The 12,085-nt window shown below is 70.4% G+C and carries 10 protein-coding genes; 6 read left to right on the plus strand and 4 right to left on the minus strand.

The features are described 5' to 3' along the window. Positions 1 to 16 precede the first annotated feature (16 nt). Positions 17 to 421 (plus strand): nuclear transport factor 2 family protein, encoded by a 405-nt coding sequence (locus AB0K21_RS08210; protein ID WP_364148771.1) that lies wholly within the window; start codon positions 17 to 19, stop codon positions 419 to 421. Between the two features lie 227 nt (positions 422 to 648). Here AB0K21_RS08210 and AB0K21_RS08215 read toward each other — a convergent pair whose 3' ends face one another. Further along, on the minus strand, positions 649 to 2,424 hold the full coding sequence (locus tag AB0K21_RS08215) for a hypothetical protein (RefSeq protein ID WP_364148773.1): 1,776 nt from the start codon (positions 2,422 to 2,424) through the stop codon (positions 649 to 651). 694 nt (positions 2,425 to 3,118) lie between these two features. Between AB0K21_RS08215 and AB0K21_RS08220 the strand changes: the two genes are divergently transcribed. Then, positions 3,119 to 4,678 (plus strand): serine/threonine-protein kinase, encoded by a 1,560-nt coding sequence (locus AB0K21_RS08220; RefSeq protein WP_364148775.1) that lies wholly within the window; start codon positions 3,119 to 3,121, stop codon positions 4,676 to 4,678. A 76-nt stretch (positions 4,679 to 4,754) separates the two neighbouring features. On the opposite strand, the gene AB0K21_RS08225 is transcribed toward AB0K21_RS08220, so the two are convergent. Then, a complete protein-coding gene (locus tag AB0K21_RS08225) occupies positions 4,755 to 5,426 on the minus strand; it encodes an NAD(P)H-binding protein (protein WP_343974338.1) in 672 nt (223 codons plus the stop codon). A 93-nt stretch (positions 5,427 to 5,519) separates the two neighbouring features. On the opposite strand from AB0K21_RS08225, the gene AB0K21_RS08230 reads away from it, so the two are divergent. Further along, a complete protein-coding gene (locus AB0K21_RS08230) occupies positions 5,520 to 6,026 on the plus strand; it encodes a helix-turn-helix domain-containing protein (protein ID WP_343974333.1) in 507 nt (168 codons plus the stop codon). Here the strand turns inward: AB0K21_RS08230 and AB0K21_RS08235 are convergent. Together AB0K21_RS08235 and AB0K21_RS08240 are read right to left on the minus strand one after the other, a co-directional pair. Continuing rightward, positions 5,930 to 6,904: an ankyrin repeat domain-containing protein gene (locus tag AB0K21_RS08235; RefSeq protein ID WP_364148778.1), complete on the minus strand. Its 975-nt coding sequence runs from the start codon at positions 6,902 to 6,904 to the stop codon at positions 5,930 to 5,932. The two genes, AB0K21_RS08230 and AB0K21_RS08235, sit on opposite strands and share 97 nt — an antisense overlap. A gap of 236 nt (positions 6,905 to 7,140) precedes the next feature. Further along, a complete protein-coding gene (locus tag AB0K21_RS08240) occupies positions 7,141 to 7,605 on the minus strand; it encodes a hypothetical protein (protein WP_343974325.1) in 465 nt (154 codons plus the stop codon). 439 nt (positions 7,606 to 8,044) lie between these two features. Here AB0K21_RS08240 and AB0K21_RS08245 point away from each other — a divergent pair, with 439 nt between their 5' ends. The 3 genes from AB0K21_RS08245 (at position 8,045) to AB0K21_RS08255 (ending at position 11,995) form a co-directional block, all read left to right on the plus strand. Then, positions 8,045 to 9,514, plus strand: a complete 1,470-nt coding sequence (locus AB0K21_RS08245) for a hypothetical protein (protein WP_364148780.1) — start codon at positions 8,045 to 8,047, stop codon at positions 9,512 to 9,514. Further along, positions 9,511 to 10,665: a hypothetical protein gene (locus tag AB0K21_RS08250; RefSeq protein ID WP_364148782.1), complete on the plus strand. Its 1,155-nt coding sequence runs from the start codon at positions 9,511 to 9,513 to the stop codon at positions 10,663 to 10,665. The genes AB0K21_RS08245 and AB0K21_RS08250 overlap by 4 nt, the downstream gene beginning before the upstream one ends. 667 nt (positions 10,666 to 11,332) lie before the next feature. Beyond that, complete coding sequence (locus tag AB0K21_RS08255) at positions 11,333 to 11,995, plus strand: DUF998 domain-containing protein (RefSeq protein ID WP_364148784.1); 663 nt, start codon at positions 11,333 to 11,335, stop codon at positions 11,993 to 11,995. Positions 11,996 to 12,085 lie beyond the last annotated feature (90 nt).

Raw genomic sequence — 12,085 nt, forward strand, 5'->3', positions numbered from 1 at the left:
AGCGAAGGAGTTCGCGGTGTCCTCAGCTCCGCAGGAGATCTTCGAGCGTTATGTCTGGGCCGGGATGACCCGGAACGCCGCTGTACTGGCCGAGATGTTCACCGCGGACGGCGTCTTCGAGGCGCCGCTCGTTCCGGCCGGCCGTGCCTTTCCGAGGCGCCTGGAGGGGCGCGAGGCGATACGCGATGGAATGGCCGCGTACTACGAGCGGCCGGTGGACACCGACCGCACGGTGAACGTGGATGCCTCCCGGTACGTGCTGCACGGCACCGCCGACCCGGATGTGTTCATCGCCGAGATCGACACCGCCTTCGACGGGCCCGCGGGAGCCACGACCATGTCGCTGGTGCAGATCTTCCGCCTTCGCGACGGGAAGATCGCCCTGCTGCGTGACTACTTCGCGCCCGAGCAGGTGGACTGATCCGGCCGCCCGGTGGGCTGACAGCGGTGGTGGCCGTCCCCGGGCCCCGCACCAGGGTCGCGAGCGGAGACCTGCTGGCTCTGGCGGGCACTGCCGCCGAACGCTCTCTCCCACGCGGTACGCGGCCGTGCACGGCCTGCCGGCAGTGCTCCGGGCCCGCCGACCCGCGGCCGTGGCGAAGCGGCGCGCCTCGGTCACCGTGGCGTGAGTGCGCGCCCCGCCACCGCTCACGGCTTCAGCTTGAGCCTCTTCCTCGACGCGCCCGGGAACACGACGACCAGGTGCTGCTCCTCTCCCGCATTGACCCGCACGTAGACACGGAGCCGGTAGCGGCCCTTCCCCGCGATCGCCAGGTTCGGCATCGGGGCACCCGCGCCCACCTCTCCGCCCTCGCCCATCTCCGGCACGGTGAGCCGGCCGCTGCGGCTGACGATCGGCACCTCGTTGACCTGATCCCACCCGGCCGTCCGCCGTGGCGGCGCGGTGCGGAGGGCCTTCACGGTAAGGCACAGATCAACGACGTCTTCGACGTGCCCGACGAGCACCGCGCTGCCGGCCACCCCGATGAGGGTGCGGTCGTCGTAGAGCTTGTCTATCGCCCGTTCCGCCGCCTCGCCGACCGCTTCGTCTCCGGGGTCGTGGACCAGATAGCCGTGATCGCCGTCGGCGAACAGGAAGTATTTGGCCGTGGCCTGGACGACCCCCTTCGTCCGGGGCCACGGGTCGCGGCACCTCGCGTTCTCCTCGGCGATGTAGGCGGTGTTCGCCGCCTCCGTCTCCGCGGTCGACCGCAGCAGCTCGGGATGGGTCGCGCCGACGACCTCCGGGCAGACGTAGACGAGGTCCCACGGGTCCGCGCCCCAGGCGGGCCGCGCGCTCCCGGCCCGCGTCAGAATCGCCTCCTGCTCGTCGCGGTCCTTCGTCCGGCACAGCGCCCGCCCGTACGCGAGGACCCCCTGGTCCGACAGGCTGTCCGGGAACATGGGCGGGACCCCGCCATCTGTGCTCCGCGCCCGGCACAGGAACGCGGCGTCGCGTTCCGCGGGTTTCAGGTCGCCGAAACTGGGCCGGTCATAGCAGTCCATCGACCAGCCGGTGTAGGTGAGGTGCGGGGTCTGTTCCGGGTGGACCAGTGCGATGATCGGCAGTACGGCCACGGCCGCCACCGCGACGCGGGGCACGCGCCGCCGCGCGGGCGGAAGGTCCGCCGGGCGGCCCTCAACGGGCAGTTCACGGGCGGTCGCCGCGATCCACACGGTGCCGACGAGCCACACCGCGTCCATCGTGACCAGGATCGCCAGATAGCCGCCGGAGATGCTTCCGAGCAGAATGCTGAGCGGGATCACCAGCGCGTGGGAGCCTACCGACGACCACCCGGCGATCTGCGTGCCGCGGCTCCACCGGCCGTCGCGCCACTGCCCGATGACCGTGATGGCGATCGTCGCCACTCCGCCCAGCATGAAGCCCAGTTCGGCGATGTCGCCCGATCCGAGCTCTGGGAGGTCGAGTTCGTCGAGCAGTTCGTCGGCTATCGCGGCCAGATTGACCGCGAACATCGCGCCGGCCGTCGCGCGCAGCATGCGGGACCGCCAGCGGATGACCAGCAGGTAGAGGACGTCGATCGCGGTCCACAGCGCGAGCTGGAACGCCGCGTCGACCGCGTCGGGAAGCAGCGCGATCGGGTAGCGCAGCACGAGGGTGTACGCCACCGCCAGATACAGCAGCCGGCGCAGCGCCTTCTCCCGGCGGTCCAGCGGTCCGGGCGCGGGGGCACGCAGGATCAGCCAGAGGAACGCGGCCTTCACCAGGGCGGCCACGAGCAGCGCCGCGGTCGTCAGGGTGTCGAACTCGCCGTTTTCGTATAACCCCGCGTAGGCAGGCGGCGACCATTCGACGGCCACCCAGAGCCAGGCGTCGCCGAGCACCAGGCCCGCGACCGCCGCCGCAAGAACCAGACCTACTAATCCAATCCTGATAATCCGCCAGAAATTATCTGAAAGCACGAAGCGCGATCTTAGCGCGGCACCGCCGTACCGGCGGACATGGCGGAACGAGCGGTCCCGCCTCGCCGATCAGAGGATGCGGGATATTCGGCGGGAAATATCCTCATATATCCGTTAATGTTATTCATGTCTGCTTCGACATTCAGAGCCAGGCCGGAAACAGGGTTACGTTTGTTTCGGTGAACGGCCAGACGTGAGCTCTGCGAGGTGTCGGCGGGCGTGACGGGCGACCAGGAAGATCTATCTCCGGACTTAGGGGACAAGCAGCAACGGCTTAATCTGTCATCCCAAATTCCCGCCGAACCGATCGAAAGCAAACAGCGGCCCCTGAGTCGGACACTTCCCGGACATTCGAACCGGGAACCTCCTTTCGGGTGCGTAACGCGTTCGAGGAGCTCGCGGCCTGGCTGGGCGGGCGGAAGGGCCGGATCCCGGAGCTGCCCGAGCCGCTCCGCGGGGCCGGTGTACCAGGCGGAGCAGGCCGCGAAACGCATCCGGGACGGCATCGAGCCGCTCCCCGAGTGCACCGCCGACGCCTCGGCCACCGTCGATCTGCTGTTTTTCTGAATATCATTCACTTTTAGCCGACGAAATCACTCATTCGTTGGAACACGAGCCGTGGTCCGGCCGATCAACCTATGCGTCTCCTCGGAAGATCCCGAGGATTCACGACATCTCCGGAAGGCGGGCGGTTTTGAGCAGGCGGACGATCATCGGGGCCCGCTACGAGCTGGACCCCCTGTCGCGTCGCTCGGGAGGAATGGGCGAGGTCTGGTTCGGCTACGACAAGCGCCTCGACCGGCCGATCGCCATCAAGTTCATCAGGGCCGACAAACTGCCCGACGGCCGGAGCGACGAGGAACTGACCAGACGCTTCGTGCGCGAGTCACGGATCACCGCCCGGCTTGAGCACCCGGGGGTTCCCACGGTCTACGACTGCGGATCACACGGCGACGACCTCTACCTCGTCATGCAGCTCGTCGACGGCGCCTCCGTCTCCGCGCTCCTCGACGAGACGGAGGTGCCCGTCGGCTGGGCGGTGGCGATCGCCGCCCAGGTCTGCTCGGTGCTGGCCGTGGCCCACGCCAACTCGCTGGTGCACCGCGACCTCAAGCCCGCCAACCTGATGCTCTGTTCCGACGGCACGGTGAAGGTGCTCGACTTCGGGATCGCCGCCGTCCGGGCCGGCGCGGAGACGACCCGGCTCACCAGAACGGGCGAGGTGCTCGGCACACCGGCGTACATGGCGCCGGAGCAGGCCACGACCGGAGTCGCCGGCCCGCAGAGCGACCTCTACTCCCTCGGCGTGATCCTGGACGAGATGCTCGCCGGCGAGAACCAGTTCGCCGCCCCCACCGCGCTGGCCTCGATGCGCAACCACACGGACGTCCCGCCCCGGCCGCTACGCGCCAGAAGGCAGGGCATCCCCGAAGGTCTGGAGCGGCTGGTCCTGTGGCTGCTCGCCAAGTCTCCCGAGGAACGGCCGGCCACCGCGGAGGTGGTCTACGAGCGGCTGCTGGACTTCTGCCGCGAGCTGCCGCCCTTTCCCGGTTATGTGAACCTGGACGCGCCGCACCCGGTGCGTATGTACGCCGCGGTCGTCGGACGCGTCGCTCCCATGGGAGCGAACCGGAACCGCCGGCCCGCCGATCCGGTACGGCCGCCACGGATCAGGCTCGCCGGAGAGTCGGCGCATATCAACCGCGACGACCTTGAACGCGCTCGGCGGGATGCCAAGATGCTCAAGGTGGAATCGCGTTTCACCCAGGCGGCGGATGTGCTGGCGGAGGTGATGCGTCCCGCCGAGGGCTCGTTCGGCTCGGCCAGCTCCGAGGTGGTGGACCTGCGGATCGAGCTCGCCGAGGCGCTCTTCCTCGGCGGGGACTACCGCCGGGCGGCGCCCGAGTTCCAGCGGCTGGCGGCCGATGTCGCCAAGGTGGAGGGTCCGGGCAACAACCTCGCACTGCGGTGCCGGTTGATGGAGGCGAACTGCCATGCGGCGGTCGGGGAGATGAGCCTCGCCCTGGCACAGTTCCGTGAGCTCCTGGCCGACGAGAGGCGATTCGGTGCCGACGAGGAGCGGATCTTCGAACTCCGGCGTCAGATCGGGCTGGTGGAACTCGGCTCGGGCAACCGGGCCCAGGCCAGACGCACGCTGGGTGACCTGCTGGGCGACCTGGAGCGGAGATACGGTCCGCAGCACGCCGAGGCCGGTAAGGTCCGCGCGCTCCTCGACGGGCTCGACGATCGATGACGCCCCCGCGAGATTGCGTCCGCGGCCGTGCTGTACGACCTCGTCTCAGCGGCCTCTGGTCGCTCGCGGGGCCGGCTCAGTCGAAGACGGAGACGCGGGTGCGGTGGTGTCGGGGTGTGTCGATCTCGTCGATCACCGCCACCGCGAGGTCCGCGTAGGACAGGTGCGCCGATGCCGCCTGCGGCACGGTCTCTCCCCCGATCCGGTAGCGGCCGGTTCTGGGGCCCGTCGATTCCAGCAGCGCGGGCGGGGTCAGCATGAGCCAGTCGACCGCGGTGTCCCCGGCCTCCCGGAGCCGGTCCAGACCGGCCGTGTGCGCGATGGCGAACGGCCGGATCTCAGCGGGGAAGACCGAGGGGTCGTCCATCACCGGACGCCCGTGGGCGTCGCGGAGGTTCGCGAACAGCCCGACCAGGACGAGCCTGGGCACCCGCGCTTCGGCCAGGCCGTGCAGCAGGGCGTCGGCCGCCTTCACGAAGAACCGCGGGTCGAGGTCGGCGAAGCCCTGCTCCGGGCCGGAGAACGGGCTCACCGCCTGAACCGCGGCGTCATGGCCGGGCGCGATCGAGGAGATCGCCGATGCGTCCGTGACGTCGCCCCGCACCACGCGGACGCCGTCCGCCTGAATGCCGGGGTACCTGTCCGGATCCCGGACCACTGCCGTGACGCGATGTCCGCGCTCACGTGCCTCGGCCGTGACCGCCCGTCCCGCCCGGCCTCCCGCCCCGAAGATGACGATGTCGCTCATGTCGCTCCAATCCGGCCGCGTAGGTCGCCGCCGGACAGGACGGTATCTGGGAGATACTGGTTACCTCAAAGATACCGGGATAGCCTCGTGTCCATGATCGAACCCCTGGACCCGCAGATGTTCGACCCGGTGTGCCCGTCCAGCGCCATGCCGATACAGATCGGCGACAAGTGGACCGCGATGGTCGTGCTCTGTCTCGAAGGCGGCCGGCGGCGGTTCAACGAACTGCGGGGACCGCTGCGCGGCGTCACTCCGAAAGTGCTCACCCAGACCCTGCGGGCGATGGAACGCGACGGTCTGGTCACCCGCACCGCGTACGACGAGAACCCGCCCCGGGTCGAGTACGAGCTGACGACGCTGGGGCGCAGCCTGCTGACCCTCATCGCGGCCGCACGCGCCTGGAGCGGGGAGCACCTCTCCGCCCTCCTCGAAGCCCGTGACGCGCACGACTCCGCACCCGGCCCACCACCGCTGAGAACCGCTGAGACAGGCGTAGACGGGGATCAGCGGTCTCGTTCCGGTAGCCGCAACCACAGATCCGGTGGGCCGACGACGGCCCGCGCGTCGGACGGTCGCAGCCCCGCCGCCGCGCAGCAGTAGGCCACGGCCTGGCCCTGGTAGAGGTACTCGGCGAGAATCTCGTCGGCCGTCAGGTGGCCCCCGGCGTCGCCGCCGCCGGGATGCGTGTCCGAGTCATCGAGGACGCCGTCGCGGCTCACGGCCCCCTGGTTTCCGCTCTTGGGATTGGCGCCCATGCTGTAGCAGACGGTTCCCACGGACAGCGGCAGGGTCACTTCGGGGGTGGAGGGGACGTATCCCCATGGTTGGGTGACGACGCATCCGCCGGGAACGTCGGTGACCCCGACGATCCTCAGACTGCCGTCGAAGTCGGACCACGGATCGTCCAGGGCCGCCTCGACGTCGGCGTCATCGGCCGGCCGGGCCGCCAGCCGCCGGGCGGCCTCGGCCGCGCTGATGTTCGCCACGCACGCCACGCTCAAGCCTTCTTCGTCGAATTCCCCCAGCGCGGCGATCAGGCGTCGCGCCTCCGTGACCGTCGCGGCCTCGGCGGGGGACAGGCCGGGGTGCCCGGCGGGGACCGGGAACAGGTCGGGCGCCGGACCGGCGAGGGCGAGTCGTCCAGGAGACCATCCGGCCATCATGGGCCGCCACGGGTCCGCTCCGGCGGCGACCAAGGCGCGGGCGTTGTCCAGGCGGTGGGCGAAGACGGCCACCCACAGGGCGGTCCGGTCGTCGTACTCGGCGTCGACGTCGTCGACGTGACCGGCCAGCTCGGTCACCGACTGAGGGGTTCCCCACTCGGCCGCGAGGTGCAACGGCTTTCCGTTATAGCCGCCGAAGGCGTAGGCGCCCGAGTTCGGGTCGGCGCCCGCTTCCAGCCTGGCGCGGATCACATCGCGATCGGCCCAGCCGCGCGCGCTGACGCCGAACCATCCCGCCGCCCCGGAACCGGTCATGACGCTCCTCGAATCGGCGTGCAACGGGCAGGGCGATTATGTCGTATCCGAACTGTCCGTCGTTTCGCCTCGGCCCTCTGCCGAGCGGGCAGAGGGCCGAGGTCAGGTTCAACTCCTGGTTCTCACCAGGAACGGGTCTCCGTCGCCTCCACCGGTGGCTCCTGTGCTGCGGGCCACTGACGGGCTTGCCGGAACAGCGCCCATTGGCCGACCCGGTTCGTTCTGTGGGATCGAGGTCAGTCGTCCCACCACTTGCTTCCGCCGGGGCCGGTCTTGTTGCCGTTGGTCGCGCACTGGGTGATGCCGTCGACATTGACGCACACGCGCATCCACTTCCCCTTGTGGTAGGAGAAGTAGGTCCGGTCGCGGTAGTACGGGCCGCACTGGGTCCAGCTCTGTCCCTGGTTCTCGGAGACGTCTATCCACACCTTGTCGCCCGACTTGTAGCCGGAGGCGATGTTGCCCTGGCTGTAGTCGAAGGTCGGTTCCGTGCGCAGCTGGAACACGCGGCCACGGAACGAGGTGAGGCCGTTGTTCTGCGAGGGGGTGCCCGCCCCCTTGTGGGTGATCAGGGGATCCACGGTGACGGTGGTGTAGCCGCACGACACGGCGGCCTGGGCGGCCTGGACACCGGCGAACGGCGCCACGGTCGCGGTCAGCAGCAAACTACCGGCGATTGCCAGGCGGCGGGATGTTTTCATCTCTTCCTTTTCTCCTGTATTTCCGGTGGTGAGGGAACCGATTCGGCGTGCTGCCGGTCTGGTCGATTCCGTGGTTTTTCTTTGGGAATCGACAACTCGGTCGCGGTCGCCGAAGGTGATCCCGGCAAGGCCGGTTCGACGGTCTGCCCGGAAGACGGTTACTCGATCAAATGATCGAACACGGGGTGGGGGTACGGGAACCTGGAAGCTTCCAGGGGTGACGAGAACGTGGCAGATGGTGCGGCCGTCGAGGATGGCCGGCATCGCCCATTCCGTGACCGGGGCCGGTTCATTCGGACGTACCGATGGCGAGACGGGCCGCACAGCGGCGGGAAATAAGGAAGAAGAAGGGGATATGTCGGTGCTAGCCTTCCGGGGTCGGCCGCGGGACTTCGGTGCGACTTCCGGGACCCGCCTTTGAAGCGATGATTCGCAGCTCGTGCCCCCATTCCCCGGCCGGCCCCGTACACCACCTCGGGAGGCGGAGATCGAGACCAGTGCGGATCTGATCGCCGCCGAGGACGTCCTGCTGTTCGTGAACGCGGCGATCACCGCCACCGGCCAGCGTGAGTTCCACTCCGGCGCGGAGGAGCAGAGCCTCTCGCTGGACTTCCTGCACGAGTACCTGCTGGGCAACTACCGCGACCTGTACGCGGCCACCCTCGCCCTGGACGTCAACGATCACAACGCCGTACTGATCGCTCGAAACCTGCTGGTCACGGCGGGGGAGGCGGACCTGGAGCAGCGCCGGGCCGAGGGGCGCCTGATCGCCCGGCGGCTGGCCCTGCTGCCGCCGCCCCGGGTGTACGGGCTCTTTCGCGAGCTGCGCCGCGCCAGGGTCAACAACCGGCGGACCAGGGCGATCATGCGGGACTGGCTGGCCGCACGTCCCGACCTCGCGTTCGACGCGGTGAAGTACCGCGGCGCCGTCAGGGACGCCGTCCGCCATGCCCACCTGAGCCCGGCCGGGGAGCTGGGGCCGTTCCTGTTCACCCCGCACCGGCCGGCCGCCTACACCACACCGATCCTGGAGACCTGGCGGCGGGCCCACTACGAGCAGGCCGCGCTGTACAGGCTGCCCTACACGGTGGCGGAGGGGTTCGCGGCGAAGCACCGCATCGCCCGCGCCACCTTCCTGGAGCGCATCGCACCCCGGCTCACCCGGCTGGAGCGGCTGCGCCTGCAGGAGTCGGCGCGCGGCCTGAAGGTCGACGCGGTGCGGGCCGACCTCACCACGATGCCGCTGACCCGGCTGGCGTCGTACGTGCTCGCCCTCTCACTGGATGATCGCGTGCGCCGCCGCGCCGAGCTGACGGCGGCGCTGCGCGCGGCCGCCCGCCGGACCGCGGGCGATCAGGCCGGGAGCTGGGGCGCGGTGGCCGCCGTCCTCGACGACAGCTTCTCCGCGTACGGCTCGGGGCACAAGCGCCGCCGTCCGCTCGCCGTCGCGCTCGCCTGCCATTTCCTGCTGGAGGCGCTGGCCGCCGAGTACACGCCGCTGTGGCTGTCGGGTCGTACGGACGCGCTGCTCGTCCATCCGTACGGGGCGACGCCGCTCGGCGAGCGCATCCTGGACGGCCTCGAACGCGGGTCCGGGCGCCTCGTCATCGTCTCCGACGGATGGGACAACTCACCGCCGGGGCTCGCGGGAGAGGTGCTGCGGATCTGGCGCACCCGGCTCGACCCGGACCACACCTGCGCCGTCGTGCACCTCAACCCGGTGTACGACGCCGCCGACTTCGACGTACGGCGGTTGGCGCCCACCGTCCCGACCGCCGGGATTCGCGACGCCGAGAACCTGGTCGCCCTGGTGGAACTGGCCCGGTTCGCGGAGGGGCGCACCGGGATCTTCGAGCTCCGTGCCCACCTGGCGCGCCGCGTCGAGGGGTTCCTGCGGGAGGACGCATGACAGATCTCGCTCTGACCGGGCTCACCACCCGCCCCGCGCAGGTCTGGGGTGGCGTACGGCTCGTCCCGCTGGTCCGCGAGGAGCCGATCGAGGACCTGCGGCTCGACGCCCGCCTCTACGACGCGGAGTCCGGCGTCGTCGAGGTGGACTCGCGGACCGAGTACTTCTCCTACATTCCGCACGGGTTCGTGGCGAGCTGGACGCGCGACGGCACCCCCGCCGCGGCGTACGGAACCCAGCTGCGCGGGCCGGCCGAGCGTGACCGCACGCCCGGCCGGATGCCGCTGCGGTTCCACCGCCGGATGGCTCGCCGAGCCGACCGGAACCGGCTGCGCTTCCTGCCGCTGCACCTGGCGCTGGAGGGTTACCTGGCGCTGCACTTCGGCGGCCCGGAGATCGTGTGGGAGGAATGGTCGCACCGCGCGATCAGCCACGGGCTTTCGCCTCGCGTCGAGGAGGCGTACGTGGGCGCGGAGGTCGGCGGCCTGGAGGACGCCCTTCGCGTCTTCGAGATCCACCCCGGTCAGTGCGGCGTCCTCGTCTACGTCGCGGACGCGCTCGCCGCCGCGTTCGTGGTGCCGCATCCCGATGACTACCGCGCCCTGTACGCGACCCTCGTGCACGATCTGTACGGCGAGCTGATCTACCACTACGCGATGCTCAGCGGGCCGGTGCCCGATTTCCGGGCCCGCATCATGGACGCGACGGTGCACTCGCTCGCCGACCTGCGCGCGCGGGCCCGCCGGCAGCAGGACGAGTGGGCGGCCTTCCATGACCGGGTCATGGCGGGCGGGCTGCTGGACGCGGACTACACGTACCGGCGCGTCTACCAGATGGGCGGGTATCGGCTGTCCCGCTTCCTGCCGCCCTTCGAACGTCGGCGTGAGAACCACATCGGCGAGCTCGTCACCGACGGCGCCGGCCGGCTCGCGTACCTCAAGACGTTCCGTCTGTCGGAGAACCAGGTCCGCCGCGGTCATCTGCTGACCCGGCTCGCCGCGGCCGACTGGAACCTGGCCGACACCGCCGTCACGCTCGGCGTGACCGAGCCGCAGCTCGGCCTGCGCATCGAGGCCGCGGGCTTCGGTCACCTCCTCCGCCAGGACGTCCTCGACCACTACCGGGCTCAGGCCCGCCGCGCCGCCCGGTGACCGCCCGGGATCGGCACAGGCGTGCCGGGGAAGGGTGCCGTCGCCGTCGCCGACCGGCTTTCCGGCCCTGCCCCGTGCCATCTCGGTGAGCCACGCGGCGGGGAACATGCCGTACCGGAGCAGGGTCGCCGGCTCGCCGTCCGGCGCCTTCTTGAGGTCGCCCGCCTGCCACTCCGAGCCGAGCAGGACCGGCTGCGCGCCGACCGCGGTGGCCAGGGCGTCGCCGATCACCTTCCGGTGCCCGTCGGCCACCTTCTTGTCGTACCTGTCCAGACGGCCGAGCATGCCGAGGACTGCTTCGGCAGGCCGGCCTCCACTCCCGGCACGGGCAGGTCCTGGTTGATCGTCTGCAGGCGTTCGCGCAGCCCTTGGGGTGAGGTAAAGCCCGTAGTCCGGCCTGCCCGGCCGGGCTCCAGCGGTTCCTTCGCCCGGTGTCCGGCAGCGGTCCGTACGGTGGGCCCGAGCCGCGCGGCGGAGTCGGTGCCTGCCCCGGGTCGCGGCCCGATGTGACAGGGAATGCGCATGGGGTGGCGTATTCGCAGTCCAGGGGCGTGACGGTGGGGCAGTGTCGATTCCCGGCCCCCTCGTTCGACGCGTCAGCGAGGCCGGGTGAGACCGGCGGACCGAGTACGGCGACGGATCCCCGTCGCACCAGAGAGGAATCTCAATGACCGCCGTCCAGTCTGGCACCGTCATCCCCGTCATCCCCGCGACGCGCGCCCTGCTCACCTGCTCCGTCGCCGCCACGACCCTCTTCGCGGTCGTGTCGCTGGCCCAGGCCTTCACCCGCGAGGGCTTCGACCTGACGCGTCACCCCCTGAGCATGCTGAGCACCGGCGATCTGGGCTGGCTGCAGATCGCCAACTTCCTGGTCAGCGGTGCTCTGACGATCGCGGGCGCGATCGGCCTGCGCCGCGTGCTGCGCGGCACGCCCGGCGGCACCTGGGCGCCCAGGCTGATCCTGGTCAACGGCGTCGCGATGGCCGCCGCCGGGGTGTTCGTCATGGACCCGGGCGACGGCTTCCCGGCAGGCACCCCGCTGGGCCAGACGGGTACGTTGAGCGGGAGCGGCCTCATGCACATGGTCGCCGGATCCATCGCGTTCACCGCGCTCATCGCCGCCTGCTTCGTGCTGGGCCGTCACTTCTCCCGCGTCGGCCGCCCCGGCTTCGCCGCCGCCTCGCGGCTCAGCGGCCTGGTCTTCGCCATCGGCGACATCTGGGCGATGTCGGGTGGGCAGGCGGGATCGCTGACCCTGGCCATCGGCGCTATCACCGCGATGGTGTGGGTCGCCGTGGTGGCGGCGGACCGGTTGGCCTCGCTCCGCTAGAGACACCCGGTGGAGACCCGCCGCGGGCCGTGTCCCCTCGCATCGCGAGGGGACACGGCCCGTTCTGCTCGGCCAGGTCGTCTCGCCTGT

Source organism: Streptosporangium sp. NPDC049248, assembly GCF_040678965.1.
Lineage (GTDB): Bacteria > Actinomycetota > Actinomycetes > Streptosporangiales > Streptosporangiaceae > Streptosporangium > Streptosporangium fukuiense.